Source organism: Sulfuricella sp., from assembly GCF_035531155.1.
Classification (GTDB): Bacteria; Pseudomonadota; Gammaproteobacteria; order Burkholderiales; family Sulfuricellaceae; genus Sulfuricella.
The window spans coordinates 39,602-57,554 of sequence record NZ_DATKTK010000056.1; the positions used below are offsets into that span (position 1 = coordinate 39,602).

Here is a 17,953-nt window from a genome sequence, read left to right on the forward strand (position 1 = left end):
AGGCGGCTAGGCAAAGCGTTCATGCAGATATTGGATGATATCGGAGGATTCATACATCCACTGGTTATTGCCCTGTTCATCCGTGATTTTCAGGCAGGGCACCTTGATCTGGCCGCCGCCCTGCAATAACGCTGCGCGATTCTGTTGGTCTTTTTGCGCATCACGTAGTTCGATGTTAAGCGACAGGCGACGGATCTCTCTCCGGACTTTGACACAAAAGGGACAAGTCCTGAATTGATAGAGGATCAGTCCCCGGCATTGCAGGTCGACCTGGCGTTGCGCTTCGGGCTGGCGAACAACGCCCTTCGGCGTGGTTGCGATCTCCCCAAGCAGAATGAAAGGGCCGATGACGACTCTCAGGCTGCGGAAGAATATCTTGAAGATCCATTTCATGGCGAATTACCCGGTTTTGAGAGAGGATGAAATGTAGCGCAGCGCGCTATAAAATGAAAAGGGCTAGTCATTGCTGACTAACCCTTTGAATTTTTTGGTAGGCCGTGCCAGATTCGAACTGGCGACCAACGGATTAAAAGTCCGCTGCTCTACCGGCTGAGCTAACGACCCCCGAAAAACAACGATTATGCCGTGGCATGAGTTTTCTGTCAAGAGCGAGGCCCCGCTGGACGGGGCCTCGTGATGTTAACGCCTTGATTAAATCAGGCTTCCCGCATCATTCTCCAGTACTGATATTTCATTGTGGAGGCGCAGCCTGCAATGATGGCCAGCAGGGTGATGATGGAGCCGACCGCGAGTGTGGAAACGCCGGTCACCCCCTGGCCGATGGTGCAACCCATCGCCAGTACGCCGCCAAAACCCATCAGGATGGCGCCAACGAAGTGATTGAAGAAGTCTTTCGCTGAAACAAACCACTCGATGCGGAAGCTCCTGCTAATCAGGGACCACAGCAAGGATCCGAGGATGACGCCGGCAACCGACATGACACCGAAAGTCAGCGCAGTGAGCTTGAAACCGGCCATTGCGTAGCCGAAAGTCTGGCCCATGGGGTTGATGAAGGTAAAGGATTGGGTCGAGAGTGGCCGGCTGTCTGCGGGTTTCAGCTCTTCTGGCTTGGCGTACATGTCCCATTGCTCGGCGACGAAATTCTGCAGGGAGAAGGACTGTCCGTCGGCGCTCACCATCACGTTGCTGGTGATGTACCAGGCCGCCAGTACGGCCAGACCTACCGCCAGGCCGCCCAGGATGTTGTCGAAATTGCTGCGGAAATCGGCGGATATGAATGCAAAGCCGATGAGCACCAGCGCAAGTATGCCGCCGATCGCCAGTCGCGGTGTCGCAGCGGCGCCACTGCCGGCGACGATTGCGCCCAGATCCTGGTTGGTTTGCAGGGTGACGGCGAGCGGGCGTATCCAGTCGTAGAACAGCATGGTAAACAGCGTCTTGTCCGAGTCCGGGAATGGATTGACCATGTAGTAGGCGATAATCGCGATGATGGCGAGGACCATGATGGACTTGAGGTTGCCGCCGCCGATGCGGATCAGGGTTTTGTTGCCGCAACCGGAGGCGAGCGTCATGCCGATGCCGAACATCAGTCCGCCCAGCAGGTTTTCGGCCCAGACCAGTTGGTTCGCGCGGTAGGGCGGGAAGGTGGCGGCCAGTTTGACGAGGCCGCTGGCTTCGAGGATCGCCACGCCCAGCATCGCCACCGCAATCGCAAACAGCCAGGCGCGCAGGCGGCCTGTGTCGCCCATGTTGACCCAGTCGGAAACCGCGCCCATGGTGCAGAAATTGGTTTTGTTGACGAGCGCCCCCATGACCAGGGCGATGCCAAAGGTAGCCCAAAGAAAAAATGATTGAGCTTGCGCAAAGCTTTCAAAGACCATCTGTTTATCCTTCCATCCATTGGGTTATTTATTATATTTGTTTGATTCTATAGTTAAATGCAATATTTATACATAGTCTGTTCGTACTAAATTCGGCTGTTAACTTCAAGCCGGTAGCGGGTGGGGTCGGCCATTCCGGCGCTGGCGAATCCCTGGCGGCGCAAACGGCAGGAATCGCAAGTTCCGCAGGCTGATCCGTCCTCTCCGGCCTGGTAGCAGGAAACGGTGAGGCGGTAATCCACGCCCAGTGCAGTGCCACGGCGGATGATTTCCGCTTTCGAGAGTGCGACCAGAGGGGCGCGAATATGCATGGTGTTGCCTTCGACTGCGGATTTCGTGGCAAGGTTGGCCATTTTTTCGAAGGCTTCGAGATATTCAGGGCGGCAGTCCGGGTAACCCGAGTAGTCCACCGCATTGGCGCCGATGAAGATGTCGCGGCTGCCCAGTACTTCCGCCCACGCCAGCGCGAGCGACAGCATGATGGTGTTGCGTGCCGGTACGTAGGTAACGGGGATGCCGGCCGATGGCGTAGTCGGCACGGCAATTTTTTCGTCGGTCAGGGCCGAGCCGCCGAATGCCGTCAAATCGAGCTTTACCGTGCGGTGTTCGCTGGCCCCTAGCGCGGCGGCAACACGCTGTGCGGCTTCCAGTTCAGAGCCGTGGCGCTGACCGTAATCCAGGCTCAGGCAATAGCAGGCGTATCCCTCGCTGCGGGCGATGGCGAGAGTGGTGGCGGAATCCAGTCCGCCCGACAGTAGCACGACTGCTTTGTTCAAGATGGCATTCCCCTTAAATGGCTTTCAATTCTACACGGGGATCTTCCGGTTTTGAATCGAACTCAAAAAGCGATAAAATCGCCTCTTTTTGCAGGAAAACCCAATGATCTGGAAGCCCAATGTCACCGTGGCGGCGGTGATCGAGCAAGACGGAAAATTCCTCATGGTGGAGGAAGAAACCGGTGAGGGCCTTCGCTTCAATCAGCCTGCCGGCCACTGGGAAGCGGATGAGACCTTGGCGCAGGGCGCGGTTCGCGAAGCGCTGGAAGAAACCGCTTATCATTTCAGTCCGGAATGGTTGCTGGGTGTTTATCGCTGGCGTCACCCCCGCAAGGATATCACCTACCTGCGTTTTGCCTTTGCCGGAAGCGTGCATGGGCACGACCCGCAACGACAGCTGGACAGCGGTATCCTGCGCGCCGTATGGTTGAGTCAGGAAGAAATTCGTGCTGCGGCGGAGCGTCACCGCAGCCCGTTGGTGCTGAAATGCATTGAGGATTATCTGGCCGGTACACGCTATCCTCTGGAACTGGTCACCCACTTTTCCTGATGCGGGCGTGGCTGATTCTCTTGACGCTGTGTTTCGGGCTGGCCGCGCAGGCTGACGAAGTCAGCATCTGCTACAACTATGGCTGCGCCGTAACCGCCAAGGTTGATCTTCGCGAGAACGAACTGCGCGCAGCCAGAAGGTTGTTGCTGCAGGCAACGGATGCAGTCGAGGAACGCGTTGCGATTTCCCGGGTGATCGGACTGTTCGAAGTTGCTGCCGGACAGCAGACTCCGACCTGGGCCGATAAAGGCCGCAATGTGAACGATGACGGCGTGGATGGGCGGATGGATTGCATCGATGAATCTGCCAATGCCACTGCCTATCTGCGCTTGCTGGAAGGCCGGGGTTGGCTCAAGTACCATCTTGTTCTGGAAGCGGTGAAGAGGGCGCCTCTCCTGGTGAACGACCACTGGGCGGCGCGTATCGTGGAAAAAAAGACTGGCCAGGAGTTCGCGGTGGATTCCTGGTTTTTCGACAATGGACAACCGGCATTCGTGGTGCCCCTGGAAGAATGGCGTAATGGAGCAGAACCCAATGAGGAATAAGCGTGTGGTGGTAGGCATGTCGGGTGGAGTGGATTCCGCTGTTGCCGCGTTGCTACTGAAGCGTCAGGGCTTTGATGTGGTCGGGCTGTTCATGAAGAACTGGGAGGACGACGACACCGAAGACGGTTATTGCCCGGCCAAGCAGGATTTCATGGACGTCCTCGCCGTGGCCGACAAAATCGGCATCGAGGTGGAGGCAGTCAATTTCGCCAAGGAATACCGGGAAAGGGTATTTGCACTTTTTCTGCGCGAATACCAGGCCGGCCGCACCCCTAACCCGGATGTGCTGTGCAACTCTGAAATAAAGTTCAAGGCCTTTCTCGATCATGCCATCGCCCTCGGCGCCGACAAGATCGCCACCGGCCATTATGCCCGGGTGCGGGAGCGGGCCGGGCTGTTCGAGCTGCTCAAGGCGGAAGACGGCAGCAAGGACCAGAGCTATTTCCTGCACCGCCTCAACCAGGCGCAGCTCTCCCGAACCCTATTCCCGCTTGGCGAGATGTACAAGCGCGAGGTGCGCGAGATCGCCCGCGAGGCCGGTCTGCCGGTCCATGCCAAGAAGGACAGTACCGGCATCTGCTTCATCGGCGAGCGTCCGTTTCGCGAATTCCTTTCCCGCTACCTGCCGAAGCAGCCGGGCGACATGGAAACGCCGGAAGGCAAAGTGGTGGGGCGGCACGAGGGGCTGGCCTATCACACCATCGGCCAGCGGCAGGGGCTGGGTATCGGGGGGCAGGGCGAGCCGTGGTTCGTTGCCGGCAAGGACATGGCGCGCAACGTGCTGATCGTCGTGCAGGGGCATGACCATCCCGCCTTGTTCAGGGAAGGCTTGGTCGCCGCCGACCTGTCCTGGGTGTCAGGCCATGCGCCCCACACGGATTGGGTTTATGCCGCCAAGATTCGCTACCGCCAAGCGGATGCACCTTGCTGCATCCGTCGCGTGGATAAGGAAAGCTGCGAAATCGATTTCGCCCAGCCGCAATGGGCCGTGACGCCGGGCCAGTCGGTGGTGGTGTACGAAAGCGAAGTGTGCCTGGGGGGCGGAATAATTCGATAGTGCTGAGTTGAAAGTGCTGAGTCCTGAGTAAAATCCTCGCACTCAGCACTCAGCACTCAGCACTCAGTGCGTCAAGCTGAAGGCGGCAGGGTTTCCTTGAAAGACGGCCGTTGCGACAGTTTGTCAGCGAGTCGGGCCAGCACCGGGTGAGCCTTGCGCCATTCGATTTCCGGGAAGCGCAGATCGAGGTAACCCATGGCGCATCCCATGGCGATATCCGAAAGATTGAAGAATTCGCCGGTGCACCAGTTCTTGTCTCCCAGTTCTTCCGCCATGGCTTCGAGGCCGCGGAACACTTTCTGTTCCTGGCGTACGATCCATTCAGGGCTTTGCCGCGATTCGGGACGTTTCTTCTCGACAAAAATGGCGGCAGCGGCGTCGGATACGCCATCGGCTAGCGCTTCCCAGCGGCGCACAGCCAGACGCTGGCGGCTGTCCTTGGGAATCAGCTGGGACACCGGGCTGACAGTGTCGAGATATTCGACGATCACGCGCGAATCGAACAGGGTGTGGTTGTCGTCCAGCACCAGCACCGGCACCATGCCGAGCGGGTTGTAGTCGGGGACGTGAGTGCCCGCTTCCCATGGACTGTCCACCACTTGTTCGTATTCGATGCGTTTTTCCGCCAGGACAATGCGCACTTTGCGCGCGAACGGGCTGGTCGGCGTCATGATCAGTTTCATTTTTTTACTACACCTGCGTCAGTTTAATGATTTTGCGCGGACGGTATTCCTCCATCCGGTCGAAATTGAGGTAACGGTAGATATTGTCGGCCTCGGGAGCGATCTTGCTGTTTACCAGATCGAGGTACTCCCGCACCGTCGGGATGCGCCCCAGTCGCGCGCAAGCCCCTGCCAGTTCGGCTGAGCCGAGGTAGACGCGGGCACCCTTGCCCATCCGGTTGTCGAAGTTGCGCGTGCTGGTGGAGAATACCGTGGCATTGTCCGCCACCCGCGCCTGGTTGCCCATGCACAGGGAGCAGCCCGGGATTTCGGTGCGCGCGCCGGCGCGGCCGAAAATGCCGTAGACGCCTTCTTCCCTGAGTTCGGCTTCGTCCATCCGGGTCGGCGGCACCACCCACAGCCGGGGCGTGATCAGGCCGGAGTCCTCGATCATTTTCGCGGCGGCGCGGTAATGGCCGATGTTGGTCATGCAGCTGCCGATGAACACCTCGTCGATCTTGTCGCCGGCGACGGCGGAAAGCGGCTTGATGTCGTCCGGGTCGTTGGGGCAGGCCACCAACGGTTCCTTGATGGAGGCGAGGTCGATTTCGATGACATGGGCGTATTCCGCATCGGCATCCGGCGCCAGCAGTTCGGGCTTGGCCAGCCAGGCCTTCATGGCGTCGATGCGGCGTTGCAGGGTGTGAGCATCCTGGTAGCCGTTCTCGATCATGTTGGAGAGCAGGGCGACGTTGGAATTGAGGTACTCGATCACCGGTTCCTTGTTGAGGCGTACCGTGCAGGCTGCAGCGGATCGCTCGGCCGAGGCATCGGCGAGCTCGAAAGCCTGTTCCACCTTCAGGTCCGGCAGCCCCTCGATTTCCAGGATGCGGCCGGAGAACACGTTTTTCTTGCCCTGCTTGCCGACCGTCATGGTGCCTTCCTGGATCGCGGCATAGGGGATGGCATTGACCAGGTCGCGCAGGGTGATACCTGGTTGCATCTGGCCCTTGAAGCGCACCAGCACCGATTCCGGCATGTCCAGCGGCATGATGCCCATGGCGGCGGCAAAAGCCACCAGGCCGGAGCCGGCGGGGAAGGATATCCCGATCGGGAAGCGGGTGTGGGAATCGCCGCCGGTGCCGACCGTGTCCGGCAGCAGCATGCGGTTCAGCCAGGAGTGGATGATGCCGTCGCCGGCTTTGAGGCTGACTCCGCCGCGGTGCACCATGAATTCGGGCAGGGAGTGCTGCAGCTTGACGTCCACCGGCTTGGGGTAGGCCGCGGTGTGGCAGAAGCTTTGCATCATCAGGTCGGCGGAAAATCCGAGGCAGGCAAGCTCTTTCAGTTCGTCGCGGGTCATGCCGCCGGTAGTGTCCTGCGAGCCGACGGTGGTCATCTTCGGTTCGCAATAAGTGCCCGGGCGCACGCCGGCGACGCCGCAGGCACGGCCGACCATCTTCTGCGCCAGGGTGTAGCCCTTGCCGGTGTCCTTTACCGGGGTGGGCAGGGCGAACAGGGTTGAGGGCGGCAGGCCGAGTGCGGCGCGTGCCTGGGTAGTGAGGCCGCGGCCGATGATCAGCGGGATGCGGCCGCCGGCGCGGACTTCATCCGCCAGCGTGACCGGCGCCAGGGTGAAACTGGCGATGAGTTTGCCGGCTTCGTCGGTGACCTGACCCTGGTAAGGATGGATGACGATGACGTCGCCGGTGTTCATGGCGGAAACGTCGCACTCGATCGGCAGCGCGCCGGAGTCCTCGGCGGTGTTGAAGAAGATCGGCGCGATCTTGCTGCCCAGCACGATACCGCCAGTGCGCTTGTTGGGGATATGGGGAATGTCCGCGCCCATATGCCATTGCACCGAATTGATTGCGGATTTGCGCGAGGAGCCGGTGCCGACCACGTCGCCGACGTAGGCGATGGGCAGGTTCTTTTCCTTGAGCTTGGCGATGGTGCCGAGTGCATCCGGCATCTTGGCGACCAGCATTTCCTTGGCGTGGAGCGGAATGTCGGGGCGCGACCAGGCTGCCTGGGCAGGTGAAAGGTCGTCGGTGTTGGTTTCCCCCGGCACCTTGAACACCACGGTTTTGATGGTTTCCGCCAGCGCGGGCTTGGCGGTAAACCATTCCCCCTCGGCCCAGGACTGGATCAGGGATTTGGCGTGGGCGTTGCCTGCCTGCATCCGGTCGGCGACTTGCTGGAAAGCATCGAAAATCAGGATGGTGCGCTTCAGCGCTTCGGCCGCGTCGGCGGCGAGAGCGGTATCCAGAAGCTCGATCAGGGCGGTAACGTTATATCCGCCAAGCATGGTTCCAAGCAGCCTTACCGCATGCTGCGGGCTGATCAGCGGCGAGTTTGCCCTGCCGTTGGCGATATCGGCGAGGAAGGTTGTCTTTACTTTGGCCGCGTCGTCGACGCCGGCAGGAATACGGTTTTCCAGCAGGTCGACGAGGAAGGCCCCCTCTCCCGCAGGCGGGCTCTTCAATAGCTCGATCAGGGCTGTCGTTTGTTCTGCATTCAGAGGTAGCGGCGGCAGGCCAAGCGCAGTGCGCTCGGCGGCATGGTCACGATAGGTTTTCAGCATGGTGTGCACTCGGAAAGAGGGTATTTCAACGAACTGCCATTATATCCGGTATTTTCCGGGCGCTTAAATCAGAATGAACCTTAAAACGGCAATTAACCACGAATGCCAAAAGTAGGCGCCTCTAGGCGACACGAATTTTCACGAATGAACACAAATAGTTAGAACATAATCCCGCTTCACCAAACGGGTGAGACGACCAGGCATGATTAATTCATCGATTATTCGTGAACATTCGTGCTTTATTCGTGCAAATTCGTGGTTAATCGCTTTTTCTAGGATGAAAAACGGGGTTGAATAGGGCTGAAAAAAAGGGGGCGGCCGAGGCCGCCCCAAAACGGAGACACAACTTTAAAAATCGTGACGTGCTATTTTTTCTTCTTGATGCCGAGCACGCCGAGCACGTATTTCTCGTAAATCGGCTCGGTGGTGCCTTTTTTCATCTTGCGGATGAAGTATTTCTCGAAGGCGATCTTGGCCAGGTGCACCCACTTGCCTTCCTTGAACCAGTTGACGTTGCGCGGCGGGATCTGCGGCAGCGCCACGAAGGCCGCGCCGGTGTCGCCGAAGTCGGCCAGGCAGATGGCGTTCCAGGTGGCCTTGTAATCCGGCTCCTTGCCGTCGAGCACGGCGCGGATGTTGTGCGCCGTGGCGGTGACCATGGTTTCGATCATGTAGCCGGTCTTGGGCGCGCCGGTCGGCACCGGAGTGGCTTCCACCGGCGGGATGGCGACGCACACGCCGATCGCGTAAATGTTGTTGTATTTCGGGTTGCGCTGGAACGGGTCGATCAGGATGAAGCCGCGCGGGTTGGTCAGTCCCTCGATGCCGAACACGGCGTCCACGCCCTTGAAGGCCGGCAGCATCATCGAGTGCTTGAACGGCAGTTCGTGTTCCTTTTTGACGTTGCCCATGTCGTCCAGCTCGGTGACGAACATCTTGCCCGGTTCGACCTTGGTGACCTTGGCGTTGCAGATCCACTTGATGTGGCGGTCGCGCATGACGGATTCCATCAGCCCCTTGGAATCTCCCACGCCGCCCAGGCCGAGATGGCCGATGTAGGGTTCGGCGGTGACGAAGGTCATCGGTACCTTGTCGCGGATCTTGCGTCTACGCAGGTCGGTGTCCATGATCATGGCGAATTCATAGGCAGGTCCATAGCAGGAAGCCATCTGCACGGCACCCACTACGATAGGACCCGGATCACGGATGAACTGGTCCCATGCCTTGCCGGCTTCCACTGCGTGATCGACGTGGCAGATGGAATAAGTGTTCTTGCCTGGCCCCATGCCTTCCACTTCGTCGAAGGCCAGCTTCGGGCCGGTGGCGATGACGAGGAAGTCATAGTCGACGATTTGGCCGTCGGTCAGTTCGACCTGATTTTTTTCGGGGTGAACGCGCTGCGCCGGTGTCGCGATCAGGTTGATGCCCTTGCGCTCGAAATAGGGCGCGATGGGAATGGTGATGTCTTCCTTGGTGCGCCAGTTGACGCCGACCCAGGGGTTGGAAGGGACGAATTGAAATAGCGGAGAGTCCGAAATGACGGTGACCTTGTCTTCGGGGCGAAGTTGCTCCCGCATTTCATACGCGCACGACATGCCGCCAATGCCTGCGCCGAGAATTACGATATGTGCCATGTGCACGGTTCCTTATGGGTTAAGAGTTTTCCGGGGTATCGTTTTTTATGGGGAATAATCCCGAATTACCAGACGAAAATTCGGGTCATCGCGTCAAGTCCTTCGTCTACGATGACTTGCAGGTCTTCCGGCGCATCTTCGCTTTCCATCGCCAGGCTGGTATAGGCTGACAGAGATTTCAGCGCACAGGCGATCTTGGCGACTTCGCTGGCAGTAGCGTCGTCCATTTTTACGCCTTCGCGTAGTATCCATTTTGCGGTCATTTGCTTCTCCATTTAATGGGGGTTGTGGTAAACCTTTAAGCAATCGGCGTGCCATGATGCACTTTGTTGATTGTTAATGATATTTAATTATTGTGATTTCTGTGATGACAGGATGTCATGCCAATATGTCAGTATAGTCATTCATGAAGAATGTTTTCTCAGCCTGCTGAGGCAGCAACCTTTTGATTTGCATGGCGGCTTGGTCAAGGTTATACTGCGTCATGACAATCTGTCATGAGGGGCTGCCAAAATGAACGATCTATCTCTCGACCTGCAATCTCTGATCAATATCCAGGAAAATCCATTCGTCCTGATCGATAAGGATTACCGTGTAGTTTCTGCAAACCAGGCTTACTGTCAGGTATATGGCATGAGTCAGGGTGAGATTGTGGGCCGCTTGTGCCATGAAATTTCCCATCATTCCGCCGTTCCCTGTCACGAGAACGGCGAGGTCTGTCCACACCAGAAGGTATTTGCAACCGGCGAGGCTTGCCAGGTACTGCATATTCATTACGACAATCACAATCGCGCCGAGCGGGTGCGCCTCAAGGGGCATCCGATTCGCGGGCGTGACGGTTGCCTTTACCTGGGCGAGGCCATCGTGCCGTTGGGATCTTCGGAAGACCTGGATTGCGACGAGATGCGCATGATCGGACAGTCGCCCGCCTTCCTCGAATGCGCCGATAAACTGGGGCGCGTGGCCGAGTCGGAGGCGCCGATTCTGCTCTATGGGGAAAGCGGCGTAGGCAAGGAGCTGGCGGCGGAATTCGTGCACAAGCATTCCGGCCGGAGCGGAAGGCCGTATGTGGCGGTGAATTGCGCCGCAATTGCCGAATCGGTGTTCGAGAGCGAATTTTTCGGCCACGAGCGCGGCGCCTTCACCGGCTGCGTCGGGCGCAAGCAGGGGCTGTTCGAGCTGGCGCACGGCGGCACGCTGTTTCTCGATGAAATCGGCGAAATTCCCTTGTCCATGCAACCCAAGCTGCTGCGCATGCTGGAAACGGGAGAATTTCGCCGGGTCGGCGGGACTGAAACCCTGAAGGCGGATGTGCGCATCATTTCCGCCACCAACCGCAATTTGCTGGACCGCGTCGACCAGGGCCTGTTCCGCGAGGACCTTTATTACCGTATCGCCGGCATCGATGTGACGCTTCCCTCCTTGCGCGAGCGGCGCCAGGATATTCCCGCGCTGGCAGATGCGCTGCTTGCCCGCATCAGCGGAACGGGGAAGCGGCCCCCGCGGCTTGGCGCCGACGCCGTTACCCGCCTGATGGGCTACGATTATCCGGGCAATGTGCGAGAGTTGCGCAACGTCTTGCAGAAAGCAGCCGCCCTGACTGGCAACGGGATCATCCACGCCAGGCACATCCAGTTCGAGGGGGCGAGCGGCGTGAAACCGCAAAAAGCGCCGCAAGCGAAGGGCCGTGCCGAGGTTGCCGGTGGCTCGCTTTCCATCGAGGCAATGGAAATTCGCCATATCCAGGATCTGCTGGGGCGGTACCAGGGCCATCGGCGCACAGTGGCGGATATACTCGGCATTAGCGAACGCACCTTGTACCGCAAGCTGAATCGCTATGGGCTGCATTCGGAGCAATGAGATGGACGACATCATCAAGGATAATCTTCTCACCCTGTTTCCGGCGCTGCGGGATACCCCCGCCGAGCTGGGGCGGCGGTTCGACCGGGAGGCTGCCTATATCGAAGCGCCGGCGGGAACAGTGCTGTTCGAATCGCGCGGTCCGTGCCAGGCTTTCCCCATGCTGCTGTCGGGCTCGGTGCGCGTGGCCAAGGCCGGGGCGAACGGGCGCGAACTCCAACTCTACCGCGTTCTGCCCGGCGAAAGCTGCATCATCACCAGCAGCTGTTTGTTGGGCAACGTCGCCTATCCTGCGCGCGGCGTGGCGGAGCATGACTTGACGGCGGTGATGGTGCCGAGGGCGTTGTTTACCCAGTTGATCGAGCAGCATCCGCCTTTTCGCGCGGTTATTTTCAACCTGTTCGGCGCACGCCTCGCCGACCTGATGCAACTGGTGGAAGAAGTGGCCTTTCACAAGCTCGATCAGCGTTTGGCGGCGCTGCTGCTGGCAAAAGGCGAGACCGTCAATGCGACACACCAAAGCCTGGCGGACGAACTGGGCAGCGTGCGCGAGATCATCAGCAGATTGCTGAAAAGCTTCCAGGACCAGGGGCTGGTCACACTCCGGCGCGAGCAGATACAGGTTTTAAATGCACAAGCTCTGCGAGGAATCGCGCAAGCAAGCGCGTGAAATGTAACCAAAGTCACAGACACGATGCGCCGAAGTTATTTAATATTAAGGCGTTGCTAATGTTGTCTTTAAAATTGGAGGAAGTTATGAAGGTAAACGTAGGCGGAATTGACAGGCTGCTGCGCATCGTGGCTGGGATCGTGCTGTTGGCGCTGGTATTCGTACTCAAGAATGAAAGCGGTTTCTGGCTGTGGGGTCTGATCGGCATCGTGCCGCTGGCAACCGGCCTGATGAGCTGGTGCCCGGCCTACAGCATTCTGGGCATGAACACCTGCCCGATGAAAGAAAAGAAGTAAAAGAACCGTTCGGTTGTAAAAAAGGCGCAGAACTCAAAAAGTCCTGCGCCTTTTTGCATTTTTGTGACTACCTGACTTTAATTGCTGACCACGCTCTCGCCGTGCGCGAACTCTAAGCGAATAGGGTCCTCTCCAATGCCGCCCTTCGGGCCACCTTGCCGGCGGCAAGGGTTCATCGGCTACCATAAAATCAGATTCATGGATATAGGCTATTTTGTGTAGTCGACCGCAACAAACATCCAATATCTTCAAGGCGCCTGCTCTCCTATCATGCAAATAAGCCAATAAGGCTCGCTTACAGCAAAAGGAGGGTCAAATGATTCAATCCCGACGCAATTTCTTGCGCGCCTTGCCGGCCATCACCGTCGGAGCGGCGTTGGCTCCGGCTCCGGCAATCGCTTCGGCGGCAGGGGCAGAGGATGGCAAGCATCGCTGGGCGATGGTGGTCGATGTGCAAAAATGCATCGGCTGCCAAGCCTGTACGGTGTCCTGCATCATGGAAAATGCCATGCCGGAGAACAGTTTCCGCACCATCGTTTCCACTTACGAGGTGCATGAAGGCAAGCGTACAGGCACCTACATGCTGCCGCGCTTGTGCAACCATTGCGATAATCCGCCCTGCATTCCGGTTTGCCCGGTGGGCGCGACCTTTCAGCGCAAGGACGGCGTGGTGGTGGTTGATGGCGACCGGTGTGTCGGTTGCGCCTACTGCGTGCAGGCTTGCCCTTACGACGCACGCTTCATCAACCACGAAACCGGCAAAGCGGATAAGTGCACTTTCTGCGCCCATCGGGTCGATGCCGGGCTGTTGCCGGCCTGTGTCGAAACCTGTGTCGGCGGGGCGCGCATCTTTGGCGACCTCAACGATCCGAACAGCAAAGTACGCCACCTGGTCGACCAGAACAAGATCAAGGTGCTGAAACCGGAAATGGGCACACAACCCCATGTCTTTTATCTTGGCCTGGACGAGCGCTTCCAGGGGCGCGTCGAGGGCGAAGGCACATTATGGCAACCAAGCGGACACGGAGGTTAAATCATGGACAGTCAAATCATCGAAGTGCTCAACGTTACGCGCGGGGTGGCCTGGCTACCGTGGGCAGTGTCATATTTTTTCCTGATCGGGCTTAGTTTCGGCAGCTTTATGCTGACTCTGCCGTATTTTGTCTTCGGTCGCGCAGAGCACGAAAAGCTTGGCCGTTTGGCCCTGCTCGGTGCGCTGGCCTGCGGACTGACGGCGCCCGTTGCCCTGCTGGCCGACCTGCATGGTCCGGGACGTTTCCTGAATTTTTACCTGTATTTCCAGCCGCAATCCTGGATGTCGTGGGGCTCGTTCTTTATCCCGGTTTATCTCGGCGGCTTGCTGCTCTATGCGTGGCTGGTACTGCGCGGAGATTTTGCCGTGCAGGGCCAAGGCGGCGACGCATTGCTGGCCCGCTTCTATCGCCTTGCCGGGCGGGGCGGAGCCGCGCCGCGAATGGCCATTTCCGCCGCAGCCTTGCTGACCCTGGTGGGCGCTGTGCTGGTGGCGCTTTATACCGGCATGGAGGTGATGGTGGTTCAGGCCCGTCCGCTGTGGAACACGCCTTTCCTGCCGCTGCAGTTCGCGGCAACCGCCTTCGCCGGTGCAATCGGTTTGTCCCTGTTGTTCAACCGGTTTGTCGGTGGCCACGATAACCAGCTGGAAATCGGCCTCAACCGCCTTCTTGTGCTGGCTCTGGCGGTAGTGCTGACGCTGGGCGGGGGATGGCTTTTTGTCAGCCTGTCCGGAGTCAGCCCCGCGCATAGTGCCGCCTTCAGCCAGGTGGCAGGCATGCCGCAATGGCAGCTGACCGCAGTGTGGGCGGTGCTGGCAACGATACTGCCGATGGCGCTGGCGATCTGGCGTCCGGCCTCAAGCGGCCTGATTACCGGACTGATTGCTGTGCACAGCGCATGGATGATGCGCTGGACCATCTTCATCGGCGGCCAGTCTATCCCCAAAACCGGCGCCGGTCTTTATGACTACCATCTGCCGCTCGGCGGTGACGGCCTGCTCGGCATCGTCGGCACGCTGGGTTTGTGGATCGCGCTGCTGGTATTGATGGTGGATTATTTGCCCTGGGCCGGACGGGCGTTTGCCAGCCGCAACAACAAAGCAACCCACGCACTCGCCGCTAGCGCGATTGCTCAGCACTAAGGAGATCAGCATGGAAGACAAGCGTCGTTCGTTTCTGCGCAAGGCCGCGATAGGCGGTGGTCTCACCGCTTTTGCCGCGGGCTTCTCGACCACGGCCGGAAGAATGTTCGATCACGTGCTCGGCAAGGACAAGCCGAAGCAGCGGCTGAATGGCAATTCTCTGGCGCCCGAGTTCACCGTCAATCCCGCCACCGGCGCGCTGAGCATCAACCCGGAACAGCAGGTCAGCTACACCATGTGCACGGGTTGCACCACCTTCTGCGGCGTGCGGGTGCGCATCGACAAAAAAACCGGCAAGATTTTGCGCGTGGCGGGCAATCCGTACAGCCCGATGTCGGCCGATCCGCCGCTGCCTTTCCAGACGCCGATCCGCGAAAGTTTCGTATCGCTCACGCGCTACGAGGAAAAAGGCCTGGCGGGGCGATCCACCGCCTGCGGGCGCGGCAACGCCGTGCTGGAGCAAATGGATTCGCCTTTCCGCGTGCTGGCCCCGATGAAGCGCGTCGGCCCGCGCGGCAGCGGCCAGTGGCAGCCGATCGCGTTCGACCAGCTGGTCAAGGAGATCGTCGAAGGCGGCAATCTGTTCGGCGAGGGCGAAGTGCAGGGATTGCGCGCCTTGCGCGACCTGCAGGCGCCGATCGATCCGCAGCAGCCAGAACTCGGCCCCAAGGTCAATCAGGTCGGCCTGATGGCCAGCACCAACGAGGGCCGCCTTGCTTTTGTGGAGCGTTTTATCAAGCAGTCCTACGGCAGCCTCAACATGGTGGGACACGGCTCCTACTGCGGCGGCGCCTATCGCAGCGGCTCGGGGGCGATGTTCGGCGATATGAAGAAAATGCCGCACGCCAAGCCGGATCTTGAAAATGTTGAGTTCTGCATCTTCATCGGGACTGCGCCCGGCAATGCCGGCAACCCGTTCAAGCGGCAGGGCACGCTAATCGCCAAGGCGCGCTCGGGCAACCGGCAGTTCAGCTACGTGGTGGTCGATCCGGTGCTGACCAATGCCGACAGCCTGGCCGCCGGTGACCGCAGCCGCTGGGTGCCGATCAAGCCCGGCACCGACGGCGCCCTGGCGATGGGGATGATACGCTGGATCATCGAGCAGGAACGCTACGACCGGCATTACCTGGTCCAGCCCAACCTCAAAGTGGCTGAGGCGTCCGGCGAAGCGAGCTGGAGCAATGCCACGCACTTGGTGATCGTCCAGCCGGGCCATGCGCGCGACGGCCGCTATTTGCGCGGTTCCGACTTGGGCATGGTCTTCCCCGAAGAAGAACGCTACAAGGACAAGGACCCCTTCGTCGTGTTCGATCCGGTGGCGAAGAAGCTCGTCGTTCACACCGAAGCCAAGGGTGTGGCAGAGCTGTTCTTTGACGGCGAGGCACAGGTCGGTGCGGATACGCTCAAGCTCAAAAGCGCGATGAGCCTGCTGCGTGAAGAAGCGTTGAAGCACAGCCTGGCCGACTATTCCGCCGCCTGCGGTGTGCCGGTGGAGATCATCGAGGGACTGGCGCGCGAATTCACCAGCCATGGCAAACGTGCCGCTGTCAACGCGCATGGCGGCATGATGTCCGGCAGCGGATTTTACAACGCCTATGCGGTGGTGATGCTGAATACCCTGATCGGTAATCTCAACCGCCAAGGGGGTGCCCTGGTCAGCGGCGGCAGCTTCAAGGATGTCGGCGAAGGGCCGCGCTACAATCTGGAAAATTTTGCCGGCGAGGTCAAGCCGAGCGGCATCCCGATCGGACGCAACGTGCCCTACGAAAAGACGTCCGAGTTCAAGCGCAAAAAGGCAGGCGGCAAGGCCTATCCGGCGCAGGCGCCGTGGTATCCGAATGCTCCGGGTCTGGCGTCCGAATGGCTGACCGGCGCGATCAACGGCTATCCCTATCCGCTCAAGGCCTTGATCTTGTGGAGCTGTAATCCGCTTTATGGCGTGCCGGGACTGCGCGCGCAAATCGGGAAAGATATTGCCGACCCGAAGAAGCTGCCGCTGATCGTGGCGGTCGACCCGTTTATCAATGAAACCTCGGCCTTTGCCGACTATATCGTGCCGGATTCGCTGCTCTATGAAAGCTGGGGTTGGGCCGGCGCCTGGGGTGGGGTGGCGGTCAAGATGAGCACGGCGCGCTGGCCGGTGGTCGAACCTAAAGCCCAGAAGCTGCCGGATGGCCAGGCGATCGGCATGGAGACCTTCTTCATCGCGCTGGCCAAGGCCATGGCTTTGCCCGGCTTCGGTCCGGCCGGCCTCGCCGACGCCGAAGGAAATCCTTGCCCGCTGGAACGCCCCGAGGACTGGTATCTGCGCGGCGGCGCGAATATCGCGTGGCAGGGCAAGACGCCGGTGCCGGAAGCGAGCGACGAGGATATCGAACTGTCCGGCGTGGCCCGTATCCGTCCCCTGCTGGAAAAAACACTCAAGCCCGAAGAGTGGCGCAAGGTGGCTTTCATGCTGGCGCGGGGCGGACGGTATCAGAACTACAAGGAAATGTTCGGCCTGCGCTTGCCGCCGCCGGCCGATCCCAAGGCGCATGCCGCGCCAGCAGGAGCCGCCTTGGCCAAAAACTCCAAATCTGCCGGCATCAAGCCGCTGGCAGCGGCGACGGTGGCGGGCGCTGCCGTCCACGGAGAGCAAGAGGAAGCGCCTTACCCCTCAGACTGGTCCACGCATCGCTTCACCAAGCCCATGATGCTGTATAACGAAAACGTCGGTACCGCCAAAAACAGTTTCACCGGCAAGCGTTTTTCGGGCACCCCATCGTGGCATGAACCGGCTTTCGCCGACGGCACGCCGGTACGCAAGAAGTACCCCGAGGCGGAATGGCCGCTGCAATTGATCAGCTACAAATCGCCGCTGCAAAATTCTTACAGCATCGGTGCACGGCGCTTGCGTGGTATCCACCCCGACAACCCGGTGGCGCTGCATCCGGAAGATGCGGCACGGCTGGGCCTGCACAGCGGCGACCAGGTTTATCTCGAAACCCCGGGAGGGCGTGCCAAGGCGACGGTGATTCTGCGCCACGGCGTGCAGCGCGGCGTGGTTGCGGTTGAACACGGTTTTGGCCATCGCGAGCTCGGTGCGCGGGCGCATCGCATCGGTGACAAAGTGCAGCCGCACGAACCGGCGATAGCTGCCGGCATCAATCTCAATGATATGGGTTTGAGCGATCCGACCCGCAACGGACGCAACGTGTTCGTCGATCCGGTGGCGGGAACTACTGTGCGGCAGGGTTTGCCGGCGCGTCTGGTGCGGGCGTGACGGAAGGGCCGGGCTTGTCATTGGCAGCAGGCGGAGGTGC

General features: G+C 59.6%; 16 protein-coding genes and 1 tRNA gene. 9 read left to right on the plus strand and 8 right to left on the minus strand.

The window, feature by feature from the left end:
* Nucleotides 1–6: 6 nt before the first annotated feature.
* From VMV64_RS12595 to queC, 4 genes are all read right to left on the minus strand, one after another.
* Nucleotides 7–393, minus strand: a complete 387-nt coding sequence (locus tag VMV64_RS12595) for a glutaredoxin family protein (protein WP_325330839.1) — start codon at nt 391–393, stop codon at nt 7–9.
* Between the two features lie 95 nt (nt 394–488).
* A tRNA-Lys gene (locus VMV64_RS12600) sits at nt 489–564 on the minus strand.
* Between the two features lie 92 nt (nt 565–656).
* Complete coding sequence (locus VMV64_RS12605) at nt 657–1,841, minus strand: YeeE/YedE family protein (protein WP_325330842.1); 1,185 nt, start codon at nt 1,839–1,841, stop codon at nt 657–659.
* Nucleotides 1,842–1,927: 86 nt separating this feature from the next.
* A complete protein-coding gene (queC, locus tag VMV64_RS12610) occupies nt 1,928–2,620 on the minus strand; it encodes a 7-cyano-7-deazaguanine synthase QueC (protein WP_325331486.1) in 693 nt (230 codons plus the stop codon).
* Nucleotides 2,621–2,720: 100 nt separating this feature from the next.
* Between queC and VMV64_RS12615 the strand changes: the two genes are divergently transcribed.
* The 3 genes from VMV64_RS12615 to mnmA are packed head-to-tail and all read left to right on the plus strand — an operon-like array spanning nt 2,721 to nt 4,769.
* Nucleotides 2,721–3,167, plus strand: a complete 447-nt coding sequence (locus VMV64_RS12615) for an NUDIX hydrolase (RefSeq protein ID WP_325330844.1) — start codon at nt 2,721–2,723, stop codon at nt 3,165–3,167.
* A gap of 20 nt (nt 3,168–3,187) precedes the next feature.
* Nucleotides 3,188–3,712 carry a hypothetical protein gene (locus VMV64_RS12620; protein WP_325330846.1) on the plus strand — a complete coding sequence of 175 codons (525 nt, stop codon included), beginning with the start codon at nt 3,188–3,190 and terminating at the stop codon, nt 3,710–3,712.
* Nucleotides 3,702–4,769 (plus strand): tRNA 2-thiouridine(34) synthase MnmA, encoded by a 1,068-nt coding sequence (gene mnmA / locus VMV64_RS12625; RefSeq protein WP_325330848.1) that lies wholly within the window; start codon nt 3,702–3,704, stop codon nt 4,767–4,769. Before VMV64_RS12620 ends, mnmA begins: the two co-directional genes overlap by 11 nt.
* Nucleotides 4,770–4,840: 71 nt before the next feature.
* Here mnmA and VMV64_RS12630 read toward each other — a convergent pair whose 3' ends face one another.
* The 4 genes from VMV64_RS12630 to VMV64_RS12645 all read right to left on the minus strand — a co-directional run bounded on the left by VMV64_RS12630 (nt 4,841) and on the right by VMV64_RS12645 (nt 9,912).
* On the minus strand, nt 4,841–5,452 hold the full coding sequence (locus tag VMV64_RS12630; protein ID WP_325330850.1) for a glutathione S-transferase: 612 nt from the start codon (nt 5,450–5,452) through the stop codon (nt 4,841–4,843).
* A 7-nt stretch (nt 5,453–5,459) separates the two neighbouring features.
* A complete protein-coding gene (gene acnB / locus VMV64_RS12635) occupies nt 5,460–8,015 on the minus strand; it encodes a bifunctional aconitate hydratase 2/2-methylisocitrate dehydratase (protein ID WP_325330852.1) in 2,556 nt (851 codons plus the stop codon).
* 365 nt (nt 8,016–8,380) lie between these two features.
* Complete coding sequence (locus VMV64_RS12640) at nt 8,381–9,649, minus strand: FAD/NAD(P)-binding oxidoreductase (protein ID WP_325330854.1); 1,269 nt, start codon at nt 9,647–9,649, stop codon at nt 8,381–8,383.
* 65 nt (nt 9,650–9,714) lie between these two features.
* On the minus strand, nt 9,715–9,912 hold the full coding sequence (locus VMV64_RS12645; RefSeq protein ID WP_325330856.1) for a hypothetical protein: 198 nt from the start codon (nt 9,910–9,912) through the stop codon (nt 9,715–9,717).
* A 250-nt stretch (nt 9,913–10,162) separates the two neighbouring features.
* Between VMV64_RS12645 and VMV64_RS12650 the strand changes: the two genes are divergently transcribed.
* From VMV64_RS12650 to VMV64_RS12675, 6 genes are all read left to right on the plus strand, one after another.
* Nucleotides 10,163–11,509, plus strand: a complete 1,347-nt coding sequence (locus tag VMV64_RS12650; RefSeq protein ID WP_325330858.1) for a sigma-54 interaction domain-containing protein — start codon at nt 10,163–10,165, stop codon at nt 11,507–11,509.
* Between the two features lies 1 nt (nt 11,510).
* Nucleotides 11,511–12,179: a Crp/Fnr family transcriptional regulator gene (locus VMV64_RS12655; RefSeq protein ID WP_325330860.1), complete on the plus strand. Its 669-nt coding sequence runs from the start codon at nt 11,511–11,513 to the stop codon at nt 12,177–12,179.
* An 86-nt stretch (nt 12,180–12,265) separates the two neighbouring features.
* Nucleotides 12,266–12,475: a DUF2892 domain-containing protein gene (locus tag VMV64_RS12660; RefSeq protein ID WP_325330862.1), complete on the plus strand. Its 210-nt coding sequence runs from the start codon at nt 12,266–12,268 to the stop codon at nt 12,473–12,475.
* A 316-nt stretch (nt 12,476–12,791) separates the two neighbouring features.
* Nucleotides 12,792–13,508: a sulfate reduction electron transfer complex DsrMKJOP subunit DsrO gene (gene dsrO / locus VMV64_RS12665; RefSeq protein WP_325330864.1), complete on the plus strand. Its 717-nt coding sequence runs from the start codon at nt 12,792–12,794 to the stop codon at nt 13,506–13,508.
* A gap of 3 nt (nt 13,509–13,511) precedes the next feature.
* Entirely contained in the window at nt 13,512–14,651 is a 1,140-nt protein-coding gene (nrfD, locus tag VMV64_RS12670; RefSeq protein ID WP_325330866.1) for an NrfD/PsrC family molybdoenzyme membrane anchor subunit, read from the plus strand.
* A gap of 10 nt (nt 14,652–14,661) precedes the next feature.
* Nucleotides 14,662–17,913 (plus strand): tetrathionate reductase subunit A, encoded by a 3,252-nt coding sequence (locus VMV64_RS12675; RefSeq protein WP_325330867.1) that lies wholly within the window; start codon nt 14,662–14,664, stop codon nt 17,911–17,913.
* Nucleotides 17,914–17,953: the final 40 nt, after the last annotated feature.

Coding starts and splice junctions, on each gene's coding strand:
- VMV64_RS12595 (WP_325330839.1), bottom strand. CDS start 393: ATGAAATGGATCTTCAAGATATTCTTCCGCAGCCTGAGAGTCGTCATC.
- VMV64_RS12605 (WP_325330842.1), bottom strand. CDS start 1,841: ATGGTCTTTGAAAGCTTTGCGCAAGCTCAATCATTTTTTCTTTGGGCT.
- VMV64_RS12615 (WP_325330844.1), top strand. CDS start 2,721: ATGATCTGGAAGCCCAATGTCACCGTGGCGGCGGTGATCGAGCAAGAC.
- mnmA (WP_325330848.1), top strand. CDS start 3,702: ATGAGGAATAAGCGTGTGGTGGTAGGCATGTCGGGTGGAGTGGATTCC.
- VMV64_RS12630 (WP_325330850.1), bottom strand. CDS start 5,452: ATGAAACTGATCATGACGCCGACCAGCCCGTTCGCGCGCAAAGTGCGC.
- acnB (WP_325330852.1), bottom strand. CDS start 8,015: ATGCTGAAAACCTATCGTGACCATGCCGCCGAGCGCACTGCGCTTGGC.
- VMV64_RS12640 (WP_325330854.1), bottom strand. CDS start 9,649: ATGGCACATATCGTAATTCTCGGCGCAGGCATTGGCGGCATGTCGTGC.
- VMV64_RS12645 (WP_325330856.1), bottom strand. CDS start 9,912: ATGACCGCAAAATGGATACTACGCGAAGGCGTAAAAATGGACGACGCT.
- VMV64_RS12650 (WP_325330858.1), top strand. CDS start 10,163: ATGAACGATCTATCTCTCGACCTGCAATCTCTGATCAATATCCAGGAA.
- VMV64_RS12655 (WP_325330860.1), top strand. CDS start 11,511: ATGGACGACATCATCAAGGATAATCTTCTCACCCTGTTTCCGGCGCTG.
- VMV64_RS12660 (WP_325330862.1), top strand. CDS start 12,266: ATGAAGGTAAACGTAGGCGGAATTGACAGGCTGCTGCGCATCGTGGCT.
- dsrO (WP_325330864.1), top strand. CDS start 12,792: ATGATTCAATCCCGACGCAATTTCTTGCGCGCCTTGCCGGCCATCACC.
- nrfD (WP_325330866.1), top strand. CDS start 13,512: ATGGACAGTCAAATCATCGAAGTGCTCAACGTTACGCGCGGGGTGGCC.
- VMV64_RS12675 (WP_325330867.1), top strand. CDS start 14,662: ATGGAAGACAAGCGTCGTTCGTTTCTGCGCAAGGCCGCGATAGGCGGT.